Annotated in this window: 14 protein-coding genes and 1 pseudogene; 8 read left to right on the forward strand and 7 right to left on the reverse strand. The window is 59.4% G+C overall.

Annotated features, from left to right (window positions below):
- Positions 1-309 (forward strand): annotated as a pseudogene (locus tag B3187_RS14425) (hypothetical protein); the annotation flags it as partial.
- Here B3187_RS14425 and B3187_RS14430 read toward each other — a convergent pair.
- Positions 301-1,320, reverse strand: a complete 1,020-nt coding sequence (locus B3187_RS14430) for a diguanylate cyclase (RefSeq protein WP_286807175.1) — start codon at positions 1,318-1,320, stop codon at positions 301-303. The pseudogene B3187_RS14425 and the gene B3187_RS14430 overlap by 9 nt on opposite strands.
- A 218-nt stretch (positions 1,321-1,538) precedes the next feature.
- On the opposite strand from B3187_RS14430, the gene B3187_RS14435 reads away from it, so the two are divergent.
- Together B3187_RS14435 and B3187_RS14440 are read left to right on the forward strand one after the other, a co-directional pair.
- Entirely contained in the window at positions 1,539-2,849 is a 1,311-nt protein-coding gene (locus B3187_RS14435) for an acetyl-CoA C-acetyltransferase (protein WP_286807176.1), read from the forward strand.
- A 10-nt stretch (positions 2,850-2,859) separates the two neighbouring features.
- Positions 2,860-5,004, forward strand: a complete 2,145-nt coding sequence (locus B3187_RS14440; RefSeq protein WP_286807177.1) for a 3-hydroxyacyl-CoA dehydrogenase NAD-binding domain-containing protein — start codon at positions 2,860-2,862, stop codon at positions 5,002-5,004.
- 61 nt (positions 5,005-5,065) lie between these two features.
- Here B3187_RS14440 and B3187_RS14445 read toward each other — a convergent pair whose 3' ends face one another.
- From B3187_RS14445 to glgC, 4 genes are read right to left on the reverse strand one after another with little or no spacing between them, the layout of a single operon-like run.
- Positions 5,066-5,491, reverse strand: a complete 426-nt coding sequence (locus B3187_RS14445; protein WP_286807178.1) for a hypothetical protein — start codon at positions 5,489-5,491, stop codon at positions 5,066-5,068.
- 8 nt (positions 5,492-5,499) lie between these two features.
- On the reverse strand, positions 5,500-7,008 hold the full coding sequence (malQ, locus tag B3187_RS14450; RefSeq protein WP_286807179.1) for a 4-alpha-glucanotransferase: 1,509 nt from the start codon (positions 7,006-7,008) through the stop codon (positions 5,500-5,502).
- Positions 7,008-8,729 carry a glycoside hydrolase family 57 protein gene (locus tag B3187_RS14455; protein WP_286807181.1) on the reverse strand — a complete coding sequence of 574 codons (1,722 nt, stop codon included), beginning with the start codon at positions 8,727-8,729 and terminating at the stop codon, positions 7,008-7,010. Before B3187_RS14455 ends, malQ begins: the two co-directional genes overlap by 1 nt.
- The gene (gene glgC, locus B3187_RS14460) at positions 8,719-9,987 is read right to left on the reverse strand and encodes a glucose-1-phosphate adenylyltransferase (protein ID WP_286807182.1); all 1,269 of its coding nucleotides are present in this window, start codon (positions 9,985-9,987) and stop codon (positions 8,719-8,721) included. Before glgC ends, B3187_RS14455 begins: the two co-directional genes overlap by 11 nt.
- A gap of 316 nt (positions 9,988-10,303) precedes the next feature.
- On the opposite strand from glgC, the gene glgB reads away from it, so the two are divergent.
- Genes glgB through B3187_RS14475 form a run of 3 tightly spaced genes read left to right on the forward strand, consistent with a single transcriptional unit; the run spans position 10,304 to position 15,579 of the window.
- Positions 10,304-12,496, forward strand: a complete 2,193-nt coding sequence (gene glgB, locus B3187_RS14465) for a 1,4-alpha-glucan branching protein GlgB (protein WP_024460198.1) — start codon at positions 10,304-10,306, stop codon at positions 12,494-12,496.
- Positions 12,493-13,959: a glycogen synthase GlgA gene (gene glgA / locus B3187_RS14470; protein WP_286807183.1), complete on the forward strand. Its 1,467-nt coding sequence runs from the start codon at positions 12,493-12,495 to the stop codon at positions 13,957-13,959. Before glgB ends, glgA begins: the two co-directional genes overlap by 4 nt.
- A gap of 36 nt (positions 13,960-13,995) precedes the next feature.
- Positions 13,996-15,579, forward strand: a complete 1,584-nt coding sequence (locus tag B3187_RS14475; RefSeq protein ID WP_286807185.1) for a PQQ-dependent sugar dehydrogenase — start codon at positions 13,996-13,998, stop codon at positions 15,577-15,579.
- Between the two features lie 66 nt (positions 15,580-15,645).
- Here B3187_RS14475 and B3187_RS14480 read toward each other — a convergent pair whose 3' ends face one another.
- Entirely contained in the window at positions 15,646-16,041 is a 396-nt protein-coding gene (locus B3187_RS14480) for an ectoine synthase (RefSeq protein WP_024460201.1), read from the reverse strand.
- Between the two features lie 83 nt (positions 16,042-16,124).
- Positions 16,125-16,739, reverse strand: a complete 615-nt coding sequence (locus tag B3187_RS14485; RefSeq protein ID WP_286807186.1) for a redoxin domain-containing protein — start codon at positions 16,737-16,739, stop codon at positions 16,125-16,127.
- A gap of 156 nt (positions 16,740-16,895) precedes the next feature.
- Between B3187_RS14485 and B3187_RS14490 the strand changes: the two genes are divergently transcribed.
- Positions 16,896-17,582, forward strand: coding sequence for a hypothetical protein (locus B3187_RS14490; RefSeq protein WP_286807187.1), 687 nt, complete (start codon positions 16,896-16,898; stop codon positions 17,580-17,582).
- A 1-nt stretch (position 17,583) separates the two neighbouring features.
- Complete coding sequence (locus B3187_RS14495) at positions 17,584-19,014, forward strand: Y-family DNA polymerase (protein WP_286807189.1); 1,431 nt, start codon at positions 17,584-17,586, stop codon at positions 19,012-19,014.
- The last annotated feature ends 7 nt before the right edge of the window (positions 19,015-19,021 follow it).

The raw sequence follows: 19,021 nt of genomic DNA on the forward strand, positions 1-19,021 counted from the left end.
TTCCAGGATACCGTCGGACCCTCGTTGTGGACGCTGTTTAACGACAGTATTTCCGCGACTCTGAGCCGCACCTTATTGACCTCAATCACCACCGTGTTGGCTATTGTTCCAATGGCGATTGCGGGTGGCGCCGCAGTACAGAGCTTCGCCTGGCCGATGCTGTTTGGCATTGTTGTGGGAACCGGCTCGTCTATCTTTATTGCCGCTCCGATCCTCTATTGGCTCAGCGAACGTCGCACGGCAAAAGGGCTGGCTCAACTCAAGCCCACAGGAGAGGCGCTTCGGGCCGAGCTGGATGCCCTACCCTGAGGCAAGGGGCGCGCCGGTCACTCGGTTGCGCCCCTGGTGTTTGGCCGAATAGAGCGCGACATCGGCACGCTCCACCAGCGTTTCGGGCGTGTCGCCAAAACAGCTTTCGGCCACGCCCAAGCTGGCCGTCAATGGCTGGCCGAGATCAAACGGGTGGGAGGCAATTACTCGGCGGAGATCTTCGGCCAGTCGCTCGGCGGCTGCCAACTCAGTGTTGGGACAGACAATCAAAAACTCTTCTCCACCCCAGCGGCCGAGGCAGTCGGTTTTGCGGCTGCGGGAGGTCAGTATCGTGGCGAACTGAGCCAGAACCTCATCGCCTTTGCGATGGCCGTACCGGTCGTTGATCGGCTTAAAATCATCAATATCCAACATGATCACCGACAGTGGATCCGGTTGGCGAGTCTGACGGCTGAGCTCCAAATTGAGGACATCGTCAATCTTGACCCGGTTAAACAGGCCCGTCAGCGGGTCGGTAACGGCCAGACGCTGCATTTCCTGGTGCGCCTGCTCAAGCTCCAGGGTACGCTGCTCAACCATGCGCTCCAGGACGATGGACTCGGCTTCAATTTCTCTCAGCGGATAGCCTTCATCGGGCCCATGGGCGGTGGACGGTTGGGACAAGTGTTTATGAACCACCTTCCAGTGGCCGCCATCGCGAGCCATGATCAGCGATACCCGAACCCCGAAGAAGGTGACTTTGCGTTGCCGTATTTCGGTGTGCCAGTCCATCTCGCCCATGACCAGCCCGTATTGATCATCCAGCAGGATGGCCTTGCGTCGGTGCACGGTAAAGTGAATGGGATCGGGGACCGATTCCACTTCCCGTTGGTACAGGTGCAGCGCCGAATCCAACCCATAAACCCGTTCATCTCGACCTGTGCCGAAACCGGTAATCCCATCCGTTGCCAGCGCTGCGGATGCTTCTGGGTCACGACCGGTCAGGAACACCCGAAAATAATGATCAAAGGCCTCTATGAGCGATGCTTCGCTGCTGGTTATATGCCCCATCGTCCCGGTTCACTCTGTTGTTTTCACAACACCCGCTACTCCGTCAGACACAGCGAGCTTGATCGCCTAGATTAGTTTGATTTTCGGTTTGTCGCAAGAGTAAACCGCTCGTGGCAGAACCGAAATCAGGCGGGCTCGCCAAAGTTGGCGCTCGGTGCCCTAAAGCCTTATGCTTGAGGCTGAACTTATCGAATGCCGTGACTTTAAAAGGAGCCACCATGGCGAATGATTCGAACTCACCGTCTGTGAGGCGCCCGGTCTACCTGGTTGATGGCGCCCGAACGCCCTTTCTGAAAGCGCGAGGCCGGCCGGGTCCCTTCACGCCGGTCGATTTGGCCGTTCAGGCCGGACGACCGCTGCTGTTGCGCCAACCGATGGCCCCCACCGAGTTTGACCAGGTGATTCTCGGTTGCGTGAATGTGATTTCCGAGGAGATGAATCCGGCGCGCGTGGCGGCGCTGCGCCTGGGCATGGGCGAGGCCATGCCGGCCTTTACGGTACAGATCAATTGCGGGTCGGGCATGCAGTCCATCGATACCGCATACCGCACCATCCAGGGTGGTAGTGCGGACCTTATATTGGCGGGTGGTGCTGAAGCACTGAGCCACTCCCCGCTGCTGTTGCAACAGAAAGCGGTGAACTGGCTGGCGGACCTTCAGCTCGCCAAAAGCCCCATGGCCAAACTGAAAGCGCTGGGACGGTTCCGCCCTTCCCTGTTCAAACCCGTGATCGGGCTAGAGCGTGGTCTCACCGATCCCATTGTCGAGCTCAATATGGGGCAGACGGCGGAAGTCATTGCCCAACTGTTCGGCATTACCCGAGCCCAGGCCGATGAATACGCGGTAAGCAGTCACCTGCGTCTGGCCCGGGCCCAACGGGAAGGCTGGCTGGACAACGAAGTGGTCCCGGCGATTTCCGCCGACGGGCGTATTTACAAAGAAGACGACGGTGTTAGGCCGGATAGTTCGGTCGAGCATCTGGCCAAACTTCGACCGGTGTTCGAACGCCCCTACGGCATCGTGACCGCGGGCAATAGCTCCCAGATCACTGACGGTGCGTCCTGGATGATTCTGGCTTCGGAAGAAGCGGTAAAAAAACACAACCTGACGCCGCGAGCGGTGATTACCGATAGCTGCTGGTCTGCCCTAGACCCCGAAATCATGGGTCTGGGCCCGGCGATGAGTATTGCGCAGTTGTTGTCACGTCACCAGTACCGGCTCGACGACATCGACCTGTGGGAGCTCAACGAAGCCTTTGCCGCGCAAGTGCTCGCCTGCCTTGCGGCGCTGGAAGATGAAACTTTCTGCCGCGAAGCGCTCAAGCTGGAGCACTGTTTCGGTCGCATTGACCGGGACAAGCTCAACATTGATGGCGGCGCGGTGGCCCTCGGGCATCCGGTGGGCACCAGCGGTAACCGCATCGTGTTGCACCTGCTCAACGCCCTTGAGCGCAAAGGTCTCAAACGTGGCATCGCCACCCAATGCATCGGTGGCGGCCAGGCCGGCGCCATGATGATCGAACGAGTTTAAGGAGAGCGCTATGACTGGTCCCGTCTATTCTGCCCTGCAAGCGCGCGCCCTGGAGCTGGGGCCCTTTGGCCACGAACCGTCCAGGGATAACCCCGGTCCCTGGCAGCACTGGCAACTCGGCCGGGATGAACAGGATGTTGCCTGGCTGTTGCTGAACAAAGCCGACTCCAGCGTCAACGTTCTTTCAGCCGATGTACTGGAGGAGCTGGGTCAGGTGCTGGATGCCCTGCAGGACAATCCGCCCACGGGCCTGGTGCTGCGCTCGGGCAAGCCGGGAAGCTTCTGCGTGGGAGCTGATATCAAGGAGTTTCGGCATCTGCACAGCGAGCAGGAAGTGAGCGAAAAGCTGACCCGCGCTCACGGGCTGGTCAAGCGACTGGTCGACCTGCCCTACCCGACGGTGGCGGTGATTCACGGCGCAGCGCTTGGCGGTGGTCTTGAGCTGGCTCTGTGTTGCGACTACCGCATAGCGGTGGCCGGCGCATCCATGGGCACACCTGAAGTGCTGCTGGGCCTGCATCCGGGCTTGGGCGGAACCGGCCGGCTGGTGGATCTGATTCACCCGGTGGCCGCCATGACCATGATGCTGACCGGGAAGAATACCCGTGACCGCAAAGCCAAAGCGCAGGGCCTGGTCGATCTGGTGGTACAGGAACGGCACGTGGCCAATGCAATCAGCGCCGTCATGTCCGGGAAGGTTAAAAAACGCAAAAACACCTGGCAGGCCAGGCTGTTCCGGATTGATCCCCTGCGTCGGTTTGTCGGCAAAAAAATGCGTGCCCAGGCTGCGAAAAAAGCGCCGCCGGAACATTACCCCGCCCCCTACGCCCTGGTGGACCTGTGGGAAAAATACGGCCGCAACGGAACCGACCTTTTACGCCACGAAGTGGACTCCTTTGCCAAACTGCTGACCAGCGACACCTCGCGCAATCTGGTGCGGGTCTTTTTCCTGCGCGAACAGATGAAGGCACTTACATCCGTTGATCCGCAGGTGGCACCCATTCGACAAGTGCACGTTATTGGCGCCGGTGCCATGGGCGCCGACATCGCCGGCTGGTGTGCCATTCAGGGGCTTAGGGTCACGCTGTTTGATACCCAACCGGAAATGATTGCCAAAGCGATTGGCAAAACAGCAGCCCTGTGCCGCAAGAAGCGCTTCTCCAGTGCGGACACTCGGGCCGTTCTGGACCGGCTGATTCCCGATTTTCATCACGACGGTATTGCCCAGGCCGATCTTGTACTGGAGGCCGTTCCGGAAAAGCTGGAAATAAAGCACAAGGTGTTCGCCGAGGTGGAGCCGAAACTGAAAGACGGTGCCATTTTGGCCACCAACACGTCCAGTATTCCGCTGGAACAACTCCAGGACGGATTGAAACATCCGGAGCGGATGGTGGGCGTACACTTCTTTAATCCGGTCGCGCAAATGCTGCTGGTCGAAGTGGTACAGCACTCGAAGATGAACAACGAAACCTTCGAGCGCGCGAAAAAGTTTGTCGGTCAGATCAGTCGGCTACCCACCCCCGTATCCAGTGCCCCCGGGTTTCTGGTCAATCGGGCGCTGACCCCTTACCTGATCGAAGCCATCGTCATGCTGGATGAAGGCCACAGCCCGGAAAGTATCGATCAGGTAGCGCTGGATTTCGGTATGCCCATGGGGCCCATTGAGTTGGCCGATCAGGTGGGGTTGGATATCTGCCTCGGTGTGGCGGAGATGTTACGTGAACGGCTGGATAACGAGCTGCCGGAAACGCCCCAGTGGTTCAAGGATAAAGTGGATCAGGGAAAACTCGGCAAAAAAACCGGTGAGGGTCTCTACGTCTGGGACAAAGGCAAGCCCAAAAAACGCAACAGCCCACCCCGGGCACCGGAAGAGACTCTGGACCGATTGATTCTGCCGATGCTCAATGCCTGCATGGCCTGCTTGCGCGAAGGCGTCATCGACAATGAGGAGCTGCTCGACGGTGCGATGATTTTTGGTACCGGTTTTGCTCCCTTCCGCGGCGGCCCCATGAAGTACGCCCATGAACGCGGCTTTGCCGACATTCAGCAGCGGTTGCAACAGCTCGCGCAGTTGCATGGCCAGCGTTTCGCGCCGGATGCGGGGTGGGCCTCCTCCGAGGCTGCCGAGACAGAGAACTCCGAGACAGAGGACTAGATCACGCAGGGGCCTTTCAGGCCCCCAACTTATCTATCCGCAGCCGGTCAATGGCTCGCTATCAGGAGTGGCGAACTGGACGACGTACCAGGGATGATTCATCGGGGGCCAGTTGCGCGGCGCGCGCGGCCGTATTGGCCAAAAGGTCCCGATTCATGCGGTGAGGGTCTCGCTGACGTTGCTCGATAAACTCTCGCAGGGGTTTGGCACCATGCTCTTCAAGCATCTCCATTTCCAGGCCCACGCCCGTCATGGATTTACGCACCACCAGAGCGGCTACGCAACAGCGCCGATTGCCCTTGACGCGATCCCCCAGCAGTACTTCCAGCTCCAGTTTCTGCAGCTCACGCACGTCCTGGTAGTCGGTTTCCAGATAGAGACCGTGACTACTACCGTTTTTGATTCGCCCCATCGCCACCGGTACACCGTGCTTGTAGATCAGTGTGTTGATATTGAGTGAGACTCGTCGACTGCATCGATGCTCCATGGGTTACCTCATGATCTTGATGGTTGCAAGGGTAAATTGGGTTGCCGCCCGTAAAGCGTTAACCAGTGATGGATCGACTCATTCAGGCTCGGCGGCACCTGGGGCCAGACAAAACGCCAGCGCCAATTGCCGTCCTCGGTACCCGGGCGGTTCATCCGCTGCTCGGAGCCGAGGCCGAGTAAATCCTGAAAGGGAATGATGGCCAGTCGTGCCACCGAAGATAGTGCCAGTTGCACCAACAGTTGGGGCATGGGCTCCTGACTTTGATGGCAGTACTCGATCAGGCGCGTGCGAACCGATTCAGGCTGCTGCTGATACCAGCCGAGGCTGGTGTCGTTGTCGTGAGTTCCGGTGTACACGACCGAGTGAGGGTCGTAAGCATGGGGCAGATGAGGGTTGTCGGCATTGCCATCGAAGGCAAACTGCAATACCACCATGCCGGGAAGGCGAAACTCTTCGCGCAAGGCCTCGACCGCTCGGGTTATAAAGCCGAGGTTTTCGGCCACCAGGGGCAGGTTCTTGTGTTCCCGGAACAGGCTGTTGAGCAGAGCCCGTCCCGGCGCCTCGACCCATCGTCCCAGTCGTGGCTGCGGAGTTGCCGCCGGAATTTCCCAGAAGGCTTCCAGCCCCCGAAAGTGATCCAGCCGAATCAGATCGAACCAACGCAGTTGCGTGTTCAGTCGCTCGCGCCACCAGCGAAAGCCGTTGGCCTGCATTTCATCCCAGTTGTAATGTGGATTGCCCCAGTGCTGTCCGTCTTCGGAAAAGTAGTCCGGCGGCACCCCGGCGACACTCAGGGGCTGGCCGTCTGCGTCCAGCTTGAACAGGTCCTGGTTGGCCCAGACATCGGCGCTGTCATGAGCCACAAAAATCGGCATATCACCGAACAGTGCAACCTCTCGCTCCCGTGCGTACTGACGCAGCGCTTGCCACTGCCAGTCAAAAACAAACTGCTCAAACCGACGCGCTTCAATGCTCTGACTGAGCTCCCGACGCATGCGCGCCATGCCCTGTGCCCGGCGCAGGCGAATATCATCCGGCCACTTCGTCCAGTCATCGCCCGGGTAGCAATCGCGCAACGCCATGAACAGCGCATAATCATCCAGCCATTGGCGCTGGTCGTGACAGAAACGCTCGTAGGCTTCGGCCTGCTCCGGATGCTGATCATACTGCGCAAAGAACGTATCGGCCGCCTGTCGTCGCGCCTGCTCTCCGGTAAGCGCCTGTCGTTGTTCCGACGTCAGCCAACCGCTACTGACCAGATCATCCAGGTCAATAAGGGCCGGATTGCCCGCGTGAATCGACAGGGTCTGATAAGGAGAACGATTGGCGTGGGTGGGGCCTACCGGCAACATCTGCCAGACGGTAAACCCACACTCGGATAGAAAGTCCACAAACCGGAAAGCGTCGGCGCCCAAGGTGCCCTGCTCTCCCGGGCCGGGTAATGATGTGGGGTGCAGCAGTACCCCGGCCCTGCGGTGCTGTAACAACGGGTGCGGCAGATCGCGCAGGGCCATCAGGTACTGCCCTCCGCATGGCCGCGCCGCATGACGCCGCCGGCGGCCGGTGCGCCACCGCCGTGACTGAAGGCGCTTTGTAAATAATCCGGTGGTGGCTGTTTGAGCAACCGGTATAGATTGGTCAAATGGCGCCGGTAAAGGTAGTCAAAGTCCTGCACACTCTCGGACGGATTGTAATCACCAAACCACCAGAACCAGTCGGACCCTTCGCATTGCGCCAATTGTAACTGCGCGGCTTTCTGTTCAGGCTCGGGGAGCCCTTCGCAATGCGTGTCGTAAACGGCTTTGGCTTCACAAAGCATATCCCAGGCGCGGTTTTTGTCCCGGTCGCCAATCCAGGTGGAAAAGGTGCCATAGACCCAGCTTCCCGCGACCAGATGATCGAGCGCCACCGTGTCCAGTTTCGTATCCTCCAGCGCCGACTCGTAAGTCGTCATCTCCAACCGTGGATGACTGCTGATGCGTCGGTAGAGGGCTTCGAGAAAGTACCAGGCGTTTTCCGGGTAGTACTCCCAGGCGTTTTCACCATCCATGATGATGGAAATTACACAGGCATCCGGGTTATCGCTTTCATCCGCGATGCGCACCAGGTGGTTGATCAGATCGCCCACGGCATCCTCGGCGTGCCAGTCGGAGTATTGAAAGCCGATCAGATCGGACAGGCCGTCATCACGGAAAAAACAGCGGATCGGTTGCTGGTCGAAGGTGTAAGCGCGGTGCAGGTGCTTGGGAGCCTGTTTGGCATTGGCGGTTTTTTTCAGACTGTTGTGCAACACGGAGTCTCCCGTGGCGGTCCAGGTAAACCCTTCGTCGGTAAGCAGCTTGAGGGTTTCCCCGCTGAGCGCCCCTTCCGATGCCCAACAGCCCTTCGGGCGTGATCCGAAGTAACCCTCGAACACCTCGAGCCCCTGTTTGAGGTGCCAGTGAGCCCGCTCCTCTCCGCCGGGGTAACCGGCCGACTCGGGCAGGACCACATCGGGCATGGCTTCCCGGGCGCTGTTGAAATCCAGAAGCAGCGGTAATATGGGGTGAGCGTAGGGGCTCATGGCCAACTCAATGCGCCCTTCGTCCCGCAGAGCCCGATAACGGGGTTTGATGGCCCGTAACTGTTCGGCAATCACCAACAACAGAGTTCGACGATCCTGATCGCTGAAACCGCCGCCTTTGGTCTGCAGAGTCTGAACCCGCGGGTCATCCCGACGGTGATTTTCCCCCAACCAGGCAAGGTGGTACCAGACCACCAAGTCAATCAGGAACTGGGGATTGAGATAACACTGGCGCTGCGGACTGTCGGTGGTCTGCTCCAGAATCTGGACCAGAAATTTATAGGCCGGAAAACGCTCGATCATCCGGTCCCGGTGTGCTCGCAAACAGTTCTGTGCCAGCGTCTCATAGTCCTCACTACCCGGCTCCGGCAATTGCTTCTGAATCAGTGCCGCGAGCATGGGGTCACGGATGCTGGCCCCGCTATCCAGATAGTCGTCCACTTGAGCCTGATAATCGTCAAGCTGCTCAAGGAGAATGGGCGCAAAATTCACCACGGCCCGCGCTTTGGGATTGTCCTCCAGATGCACGAGCATGTCGGTGTAATCTTTCAGCGCATGCAGATAGGTCCAGGGAAAATAGTATTCCCCGGTCAACCGGTCCCGGTAATCCGGCTGGTGCATATGCCAGCAGAACACCACTTTCACCCGGGGCTTGACACTGTCAGAACACATGGGGGTATGCCTCATCAAGCATTTCCGGAGTGACCAGCACAACGCCTTTGCTCGACACATGGAAGCGCTTTTTATCCTCTTCCGGGTCGAAACCGATCACCGTTCCCGGCGGAATCTGGCAGCCCCGGTCAATCAGCGCTCGCCTGATTCGGCAGTTCCGGCCGACATCTACCCGGGGGAACAGCACCGAGTCAGTAATCTCAGAGTAGGAGTGAACCCGCACCCGGGGAAACAGCAGTGAATGGTGCACCTGGGCGCCGGACACAATGCAGCCACCGGCAATCATGGAGTCTACAGCGTTGCCGCGGCGCTCTGCGTCATCAAAGACGAACTTGGCCGGGGGCACCTGCTCCTGATAGGTCCAGATGGGCCATTCCGAGTCGTAGAGATCCAGTTCCGGCGTAATGCCGGTCAGCTCCAGGTTGGCTTCCCAGAGTGAGTCGATGGTGCCCACATCCCGCCAGTAGGCCTTGCCGCCGGTAATCGGGTCGCGGAATGGAAACGCCATGACCCGGTGGCTTTTCATTAATGAAGGGATAATGTCTTTGCCGAAGTCATGGGAGGAGCCGGGCAGGTTCTGATCATTGAGAAGCTCCCGAAACAACACCTCGGTGTTGAAAACGTAAATGCCCATGGACGCCAGGGCCTGATCTTCAGAGCCGGGCATGGGCTCTGGGTCCCGGGGTTTTTCCTGAAATTTGGTGATCCGGTTGTCGGTGTCGATGTTCATCACGCCAAATGCGCTGGCCTGCTCTAACGGCACTTCGATACAGCCGACCGTAATGTCCGCCTCGCGCTCCACATGGGCTGCCAACATAGTGCCGTAATCCATCTTGTATACGTGGTCCCCCGCCAGAATCAATACATAGGCGGGGTTATGACGCCGGATAATATCCAGGTTCTGCCACACGGCGTCGGCCGTGCCGGCATACCAGCTTTCCCCCATGCGCTGCTGCGCGGGCAGCAGCTCAACAAACTCTCCGAGTTCGCCACCAAGGAACCCCCAGCCACGTTGTATGTGCCGATCGAGTGAGTGGGATTTGTATTGGGTCAACACACTGATTCGACGGATGCCCGAATTCACGCAGTTCGACAAGGGGAAATCAATGATGCGGAACTTACCGCCATAGTGGACCGCCGGCTTGGCGCGCCAGTTGGTCAACTCATGAAGTCGGGAGCCTCTCCCGCCGGCCAGAACGATGGCCAGGGTTTCCCGAGTAAGACGGCTGACAAAACGGCCCGATGTCGACGTAAGCATAATGAATCCCCAAAGCGAGCGGAGCGCCTGTTATTCGATCAACGAATAAAGTGCCCGCATTATCATAGTCAGCAATAACAGTGCCAAGGATTCCCATCGCCACCAAACTGTTCAGGCAATCCATTGGCCCCTCGAAGTTACCGTTCAAGTTGCTTACTAAGTGTAGTCTCAAAACGAGCGGGTCTGCTTGTTCAAGATCAATTTGTTCCGCGAATTGTGGCGGCAAAAGCAACCCAACAGAAAGGTCACAAACCACTGGTAATATAACGCCATCCCTATTACGCTTTAACGACATACATGCTGTGAGTCCTCTCCCATGCCAGCGACTGCTCTGAAGGAAGCCAGCCAACGCCTGGCTCAGGCACGACACCACGATCCCTTTCAGGTACTGGGTCGACACCCGGTACCGGGAAAGCCGGATACCCTTCTGTTTCGCGCGTTTTTACCCCAGGCAAGCCAGGCTTCTCTCAACGGGGTTAAAGGCAAGCTGACTTTAACCAAAGAAGCGGAGTCAGACTTCTGGTCGTGGCAAGGGAAGGCAACACAGTTACCCGAACACCCGGAAGTCGAATGGCAGGACCACCACAACTGCACCCATACCGCGCACTACCCTTACACCTTCGCGCCACAAGTGGGCGATATGGATCTGCACCTGTTTGGCGAAGGACGGCACTGGCAGGTGTACGAGGTTCTGGGAGCACACCCGCGCACCGTCGACGGCGTGGCCGGCGTGTTATTCGCCACCTGGGCGCCGGCGGCAGAGCGGGTCAGCGTTGTGGGTGATTTCAACCATTGGGATGACCGGCTTCATCCCATGCGGGTGCGCGGAGGCAGCGGTGTTTGGGAGCTGTTCATTCCCGGGCTGGAGCCCAGCACCCTCTACAAGTATTCAATCCGCAACCGGCACTCCGGTCACATCCAGATGAAGACGGATCCCTACGGTCAGGCGTTTGAGGTTCGTCCCAAAACCGCCGCTCTGGTAACCGCTCCCTCAGAGTATCAGTGGCAGGATCAGAAATGGCTGACGCAGCGACGCCAATGGGATTGGCAAAACGCCCCACTGTCGGTGTACGAAGTGCATCTGAGTTCCTGGCGCCGAACGGAAAACGGTGGATTCATCAATTACCGGACTCTGGCGCACCAGTTGGTGGATTACGTCAAGCCTTTAGGGTTTACTCACGTCGAGCTCTTGCCCATTACCGAGCACCCGCTGGACGATTCCTGGGGCTACCAGACCACCGGCTACTTTGCCCCGACCAGCCGGTTTGGTTCGCCGGATGATTTCCGGTACTTTGTCGATCACCTTCACCAGTCCGGCATCGGGGTTCTGTTGGACTGGGTGCCCGCCCATTTTCCGAAAGATGAGCACGCCCTGGCCCGCTACGATGGCACCGCATTGTATGAACATGAAGACCCCCGTAAAGGCGAGCACCGGGACTGGGGCACGCTGATTTACAACTACGGCCGCAACGAAGTGCGCAACTTTCTGCTGGCCAATGCGCTTTACTGGCTGAAAGAATTTCATATCGACGGTCTGCGAGTCGATGCGGTGGCGTCCATGCTCTATCTGGACTACTCCCGGGAAGAGGGTGACTGGCTGCCCAACCGCTATGGTGGTAATGAGAATCTTGAAGCCATTGATTTTCTCCGCCAGCTCAATGAGCTCTGTCATGGTGAGCACCCCGGCGCCTTGGTTCTGGCGGAGGAGTCCACGGCCTGGCCTCAGGTCACACGCCCAACCTGGGTGGGCGGACTGGGTTTTTCCATGAAGTGGAACATGGGCTGGATGCACGACACCCTGCTCTACATGAGCCGTGATCCGATCTATCGTCACTACCATCACGACCAATTGACCTTCGGGCTGATTTACGCGTTTACCGAAAATTTCATGCTGCCGTTCTCCCATGACGAAGTGGTCCATGGCAAAGGCAGTATGCTCACCAAAATGCCCGGCGATGACTGGCAGCGCTTTGCCAACCTGCGTCTGCTCTACGCCTATCAATGGACCTACCCGGGCACCAAACTGCTGTTCATGGGTTGCGAGTTCGGCCAATGGAAAGAGTGGGCCCATCACGGTGAGCTGGACTGGTTGTTACTGGACCTTGAACCCCATCAGGGCGTAAAAACGGCCCTGTCCGATCTGAACCAGCTTTATAAAACCCGCACCGAGTTGCACCAGCGCAGCTTCCGCAGCGACGGTTTCGAGTGGATTGATTGTCACGACAGTCCCCAGTCAGTCATCAGTTACCTGCGGGCGAGCGACGATGGCTTTCTCGTGGTCATCCTGAATTTCACGCCGACGCCCCGGGAAGGCTATCGCCTCGGCGTACCCAGCGCGGGACGTTACCGGGAAGTGTTCAATTCGGACTCCACCTACTACGGCGGGAGCAATGTCGGTAACCCTCTGCCGCTGGAAACCGAAGATCGCCCGTGGATGAATCGACCCTACTCCATTGAACTGACCCTGCCGCCGCTGGGCGCCATCATTCTCGATATCGACCGGACATGAATATTCTGTTTCTGGCCAGCGAGGCCTTCCCCCTGATCAAAACCGGCGGGCTTGCCGACGTTGCCGGTGCCCTGCCCCGCGCGCTGATTAAACGGGGGCACTCGCTGCGCCTGGTCCTACCCGCGTATCAATCTGTACTCGCCCGATTGCGCTCGGACGACAAGGCGCCACCCCTCAGCTCGCGCGGACAGATCGAGCTTGACGGAACCCCGGTGAAACTCTGGCAGACGCGTCTGCCGGGCACCCGGGTAACGGTCTGGCTGGTGGATATTCCGGCCTTTTCCGAGCGCGAGGGTAATCCCTATGTGACGCCGGAGGGCGTCGATTGGCCGGACAATGACCAGCGCTTTTATACCCTCTGCCGAGCTGCCACCGAACTGGCCATGGGCCGGGCCGGGATCAACTGGAAGGCCGATCTGGTGCACGCCAATGACTGGCAGGGCGGGATGGTCTGCCAGCTGCTGGCGCGGGAGGCGTCAGCGCCCGCCACGGTATTCACCATTCACAACCTCGCCTATCACGGGTTGTTTGATTACCAGACAATGCACCGGCTTGGGTTGGAACCCTGGTTGTGGCAACCGGACTTTCTGGAATTTTACGGACAACTGTCGTTTATCAAGGCCGGGTTGGTATTCGCCCAACGGCTGACCACCGTCAGTCCCAGCTATGCTCAGGAGATCCAGACGCCCGAGCTGGGCTGCGGCCTCGACGGCCTCTTGCGAGCCCGGCAGGAAGTTTTGAGTGGCATTATCAATGGCATCGATACCCAGGAGTGGAACCCCGCCCGGGACGCCAGTCTCGCCGCGCCTTACGACCGACGGAGACTGGCCCGAAAGGCCGATAATAAAAAGGCCTTGTGCACCGAGTTGGGGTTGGCTGACAAGCCGGATACTTTACTGCTGGGCTTTATTGGACGCCTGGTGGAACAGAAAGGACTGGACCTGCTGCTGGCAACCCTGCCGGAGCTGTTGGCCCGGGGCGATGTGCAGATCGCCCTGTTGGGCTCGGGCGTCAAAGCCTATGAGCAGGCTTTTGCCGCGTTAGCGAAAGATTACCCCGAACAGCTGTCGGTCACCCTCGGTTACAACGAAACCCTGGCGCACCGTATTGAAGCCGGTGTCGATGTGTTTCTGATGCCCTCCCTGTTTGAACCCTGCGGGCTGAACCAGATGTACAGCCTGCGGTATGGCACCCTGCCCCTGGTGCACGCCGTGGGTGGACTGAAAGATACCGTGATTGATGGCGACGACCCGCTAACGGTCAATGGCTTCTGTTTCGAGCCCGCGACTGTCGACGCCTTGCGCGTTGCGCTCAAGCGTGCTCTCGCGCTCTATCAGGACCCCGAGGCCTGGCAACAACGGCAGCGCAATGCCATGAGTGGCGATTACTCCTGGGACAGAAGCGCCGCCGAGTACGAGCGGATTTATGAGCTGGCGCTGGAGGATAAAAAGCAGAACGCCTGAATGGTACACTCTCGGCTTCATTGCACAGAGGTGACCATGCCAACATCACTCCCTTCCTGGTCCAGATGGCTGCTCGCGTTTATCGCGGCCCTGCTCGTGGGCACACTGCTGGGCAGTCTGGTTCAAACGCAATTCAATCTGCTGGCCATTCAATCCATGGGCTTTCCCGTTCCGCTGGATGTGCGCCTGGTGACCAGCGCACAGGATCTGCTGTTCTTTGGTCCGGTATTCGCCGCACTGTTTGGCGGCAGTTTTCTGGTCTCACAACCCCTCGCCCTACTGATCAATCGCTGGCTTTCTCCCCTCTGGCACCCCCTGCTTTGTGCTCTGGGCGCGGCTCTGGGACTGGCGGTCACCCTGAAACTGGTCGATGCCCTTGCGCCCATGCCGACATTGATTGCGGCCACCCGGTCTGCTTCGGGTACTCTCGCTTTGCTGGCCTGCGCCGCACTGGCCGGCTGGCTGTTTGCCCGCTGGCGCCCCTACCGTTCGACCCGACCGGTACGATCGCCCCTGGCCACATCCGCAGTCCTTGTGCTTGTCGGTGCGCTCGGGTTTCTTTCCGAGCCCTCCTCATCCAGTGAGTCGGCAGACTACCGGATTGAAACGGTTGCCGAGGGCCTCGAACATCCCTGGTCCGTGGCGTTTCTCCCGGAAGGTGGGCTGCTGGTGACTGAGCGCCCGGCGCGATTGCGCCATATCGACGCTCAGGGTCATTTGCACGCCCCCATTTCGGGCGTTCCCGAGGTCTATGCCCAGGGTCAATCCGGATTGTTTGACGTGCTCCTGGCAAATGACTTCGAGCGCAGTCGCCGACTGTATCTGAGCTATGCCTGCGGCAGCCACAGCGCCAACCATACCTGCCTGGCCCGTGCCCGGTGGCAGGATTCAGCTCTGCGCGAGGTCGAGGAAATTTTCCGGACCCGGCCCGCCAAAACCGCATCCGCCCACTTCGGTGGCCGCCTGGCCTGGCTGGACGATGGCACCCTGGTTATGACCCTGGGTGACGGCTTTGACTATCGCGAACAGGCGCAAAATGTGAGCAATCACCTGGGCGGTACCGTGCGGCTCAACCCCGACGGTTCGGTGCCGGCCGACAACCCGTTTCGGAGTCAGACAGGGGCCGCCCCGGAGCTCTACACCCTGGGGCACCGCAATGTGCAGGGGCTGTTCTTTGATGCCACCTCCGGCACGCTGTTCAGCCATGAGCACGGCCCCAAAGGTGGCGATGAACTCAATATATTGGCGCCCGGGGGAAACTACGGCTGGCCGGCGGTGACCCATGGGCTGGATTACACCGGAGCGCGGGTCTCACCCTACAAACAGTGGCCCGGCATACGCCCGCCGCTCTGGCACTGGACGCCATCCATCGCGCCTTCGGGCTTGACGCGTTATACCGGCACCTTATTTCCCGAGTGGGAGGGCAGCTTACTGGTGGGTGGCCTGGCGTCACGGCAAGTGCACCGTCTGACGTTCACCGATGGAGTGATCACGGAACAGGCGCCGCTGTTTGGCGAGCTGAAAGCACGCATTCGGGACGTTCGGGTCGGCCCGGACGGGGCCGTGTATCTTTTGACGGACAGTCCGGAGGGGAAAGTACTCAGAGTAACACCGGATTGACGGGGTACCGGCGCGGGAACGGCCGGAGAGGAGTCGGGGCGGGCCGTGCCCACCCCGGACAATATTTCAGTCTTCGCTGGTATCGGGCAGGTAGGCGCCGTCTTCGTCGTGCACTTCACGACCGGTGACCGGCGGGTTGAAGGTGCAGATCAGGCGCATATCTTCAGTGCCACCACGCAGGATGTGCTTGTCGTGCTTATCCAGCGCGTACAGGGTGCCATCGGTGATTTCATGGGTTTCGCCCGTGGCCAGATCAGTAATGGAGCCATTGCCGGCCACACAGTAAACCGCTTCCAGATGGTGCTTGTACCAGAACGTGTGCTCGGAGCCTGCCTTGATGATGGTTTCATGAAAGGAGAAACCCATTCCGTCCTTTTTCAACAACAGACGACGGCTGGTCCACTGCTGTGCGCTGACTTCGCGTTCACTACCGATAATGTCTTGCACACGTACAATTTTCATAGAAGCTCCTCGTTGACTTGAATGTTCGGCCGACCATTATAACCGAAATGGCACTCTGACCCCACGGGCGGGCTTTATTGGCATCAAATGTCCAGATCCAGCTCGCAACCATAGGCCTCTGTACGGGGCGTTTCAACCGCTTCCCCTGCCAGACCGGCTTCCAGAGCGGCCTCAATATGACTCGTGGCGGCTTCAATGGCTTCCGGGCTTGCGCCATCGCTGTCATCCGGAGCACCGCTATATACCAGGGTGCCATGTGGATCAATGATATAAATCTGTGGTGCTTTACTCACACCATAGGCCCTCGCGACCACACTGGTGTCATCCAACAGCACCGGCGCACTGGATCGCAAGTCGTGGGTATCCTCCAGTGCCAACGCTTCTTCGGCTTCAATCACATTGTCTGGCCCTGGCGCCGAGGAGATGATGGTGAGCCATTTGACCCCCTGCTCTCGGTAGCGCTCCTGCAAACGGGGCAAGTTGCCACTGTCATAATGGTTTTCAACCGCTCCACACCCCGGATGAAACCACTCCAGCACAATCCAATTGCCGATATAGTCGGTGAGCGTATGGGACTGGCCGGCGGCATCGTTAGCACGGAATGCCGGCGCTGGATCACCGGGAGTCGCGACGGCCAATGCAGCGGCTGGCATCAGTAGCGATGAGATCCACAATAAGTGACCCAGTAACGGCTTCATTCAACGAGGCTCCTGTAATTGGTTTGGTGTGCTGTTCAGAAAGCCGCATCCTAACAGACTCATAGTGGATTCTCAGCCGCCCCGATGGTTTACAGTTCGGCCCTGCCGAGCCTATACTGTTTTTATATACAGTATATTTTTATCTGTGAGGTATCCTTGAATCCCGATCTGGAGCAACTCAAGCAACGACGCCTGGTCTGGCGCGGACGCGACGCCGCCCGCCCGCTGGAAGCGCGGGCCAGCGGTTGGCCAGAGCTGGATGCCCGACTGGGCGGGCTGCCCGGTGCCGGGGTAGTCATGATTCAAACGCCCCCAGGCATTGGTGAACTGCGACTCCTGTGGCCGTCCATGGAGCAACAATCCCGACTGACGGTACTGATTACCCCGCCTTACCGGATCGGGGTGGAAGCCTGGCTCGGTGGTGGTGTGGCACAGGAGAAGCTGCTGGTTCTGCACCCCGACAGCACACAAGCTGCGCTCTGGGCAACCGAGCAGAGCCTGAAAAGTGGCAGTTGTGACAGCAGTTGTCTGTGGCTGACGCAGCGATTGCAGACCATCCAGGCCCGCCGGCTGCAACTGGCCGCCCGTGCTGGCCAGTCGACCCTGTTTCTGTTTGCGCCCCCGGCGTTGGACTTGCCCCAGTTACCCATCGACTTGCACTTGGTGCTGAGTCCGGCGGCGCAGGGTGTCCGGGTCGAGGTGCGTCGCCGCCGGCAAGGGCGGCCACTGGCTCCCTTCACAGTCATCATGACAGAACACTGGCCAGAGCTGACCCGCCCCCAGGTTCATTCGGGTCGGGCACCCTCAAACCCCCAAGTCCAACCCGGTGCCGGGGCTATCTGAAATGCTCTGGCTCTACCTCTGGCTGCCTCGACTGCAACTGGATACCCAGGCGCCGGACGATCCTGGCCCGGTGGCGGTTGTGGATGAGCGGGACACTCGGGTGGTGCAGATGAATGAACCGGCTTCCCGGGAAGGCATTACCCTGGGAATGGGCCTGGCAACCGCCGCAGCGCTCTGCCGGGACGTACAATTACTGCCGTACCAGAGCGTCCTTGAAATCCGCCGTCTGGAGGAGCTGGCTCACGGGCTATACGATATCTCGGGGGACATATCGCTGGACCCTCCCTGTGGGATCTGGCTTGGGGCCTCAAGGATGGTTAAATACCATAATGGATTCGACAACTATTGCAAAAAAATAAAGCATTTTTTGAGCTGCCGAAAGCTGTCGATGCAGGTGGCTTCCGGTTTTACCCCGCTGGCCGCCAAGCTGTTGGCTCATTCACCGGAAGTGCCGCTGGACCCATGCCCGGACAGGCTCCGGCAGGCCATCCGGCGCTGCCCGCTCAGCGCTACCGGACTGCCAGAACAGACTCAGACCCATCTACAACGGCTCGGTATCAAAACCCTGGATGGCTTGTTGGCCATTCCCCCCAAGGATCTGTCCCGTCGCTTTGACCGACCACTGGCCGAGTATGTGAATCGACTCGTCGGCCACTTGCCGCACCCCCTGCCCTTTTATCAGCCGCCGGACTACTTCCGTCAGCACCGGGAGCTTCCCAGCGAACTGGAATCCAGCGACCAGTTGGCTCCTTGGGTTGAGCGGCTGCTCGACGAGCTGGAAGCCTTCCTCCATCACCGGGACCGGGTGGTCGAGCGAATTGAACTGGCGCTGCAGCTGCGCAACCAGGATCCACTGTCGCTGACCATCGGTGCCGCCCGGGGCGAATCCCGGGCAGAGCGCTGGCAACCCCTGGTCCAACTGACCCTGGAGCGCCACCCTCTGGAAGCTCCCGTCTGTGGTTTGACCCTGACCGCTCGCACGCTGCTGCCCCGCCCAGCCCAATCCGAAGACCTGCTCGATGAGCGGCACGGCGCGGCGATGACGCCCCCTCAACTGGTGGCCCTGCTTCAGGCAAGGCTGGGAGCCGACCGGGTCCGGAGCCTGACGGTGGCGGAAGATTTCAGGCCGCTGCGCGCCAATATCGAGTCCTGTCCCCTTGGGTCGTCGAAGACCCCCTCCGCCCGACGCACCGACGACGCAGCTCAACCCGCGCCTCCGGCCTTGCGCCCGGCTTTTCTGTTAGCGGATCCAAAGGTGTACTCGCAGCCCCTTGAAATCATCGAGGGGCCCGAGCGGATTACCACCGGATGGTGGGACGGTGAGCCCCAGGTCCGGGACTATTACATTGTGCGCAATGCCCAGGGGCAATGGTGCTGGGCGTTTCGGGAACCGAACCGTCCGGGATGGTTTTTACAGGGGTATTTTGCGTAATCGTGAG

The organism is Marinimicrobium sp. UBA4209, assembly GCF_002381585.1.
GTDB lineage: Bacteria > Pseudomonadota > Gammaproteobacteria > Pseudomonadales > Cellvibrionaceae > Marinimicrobium > Marinimicrobium koreense.

What these genes read in the sequence shown, in the direction of transcription:
- B3187_RS14430 (WP_286807175.1), bottom strand. Translation starts at nt 1,320, where the DNA reads ATGGGGCATATAACCAGCAGCGAAGCATCGCTCATAGAGGCCTTTGAT.
- B3187_RS14435 (WP_286807176.1), top strand. Translation starts at nt 1,539, where the DNA reads ATGGCGAATGATTCGAACTCACCGTCTGTGAGGCGCCCGGTCTACCTG.
- B3187_RS14440 (WP_286807177.1), top strand. Translation starts at nt 2,860, where the DNA reads ATGACTGGTCCCGTCTATTCTGCCCTGCAAGCGCGCGCCCTGGAGCTG.
- B3187_RS14445 (WP_286807178.1), bottom strand. Translation starts at nt 5,491, where the DNA reads ATGGAGCATCGATGCAGTCGACGAGTCTCACTCAATATCAACACACTG.
- malQ (WP_286807179.1), bottom strand. Translation starts at nt 7,008, where the DNA reads ATGGCCCTGCGCGATCTGCCGCACCCGTTGTTACAGCACCGCAGGGCC.
- B3187_RS14455 (WP_286807181.1), bottom strand. Translation starts at nt 8,729, where the DNA reads ATGTGTTCTGACAGTGTCAAGCCCCGGGTGAAAGTGGTGTTCTGCTGG.
- glgC (WP_286807182.1), bottom strand. Translation starts at nt 9,987, where the DNA reads ATGCTTACGTCGACATCGGGCCGTTTTGTCAGCCGTCTTACTCGGGAA.
- glgB (WP_024460198.1), top strand. Translation starts at nt 10,304, where the DNA reads ATGCCAGCGACTGCTCTGAAGGAAGCCAGCCAACGCCTGGCTCAGGCA.
- glgA (WP_286807183.1), top strand. Translation starts at nt 12,493, where the DNA reads ATGAATATTCTGTTTCTGGCCAGCGAGGCCTTCCCCCTGATCAAAACC.
- B3187_RS14475 (WP_286807185.1), top strand. Translation starts at nt 13,996, where the DNA reads ATGCCAACATCACTCCCTTCCTGGTCCAGATGGCTGCTCGCGTTTATC.
- B3187_RS14480 (WP_024460201.1), bottom strand. Translation starts at nt 16,041, where the DNA reads ATGAAAATTGTACGTGTGCAAGACATTATCGGTAGTGAACGCGAAGTC.
- B3187_RS14485 (WP_286807186.1), bottom strand. Translation starts at nt 16,739, where the DNA reads ATGAAGCCGTTACTGGGTCACTTATTGTGGATCTCATCGCTACTGATG.
- B3187_RS14495 (WP_286807189.1), top strand. Translation starts at nt 17,584, where the DNA reads ATGCTCTGGCTCTACCTCTGGCTGCCTCGACTGCAACTGGATACCCAG.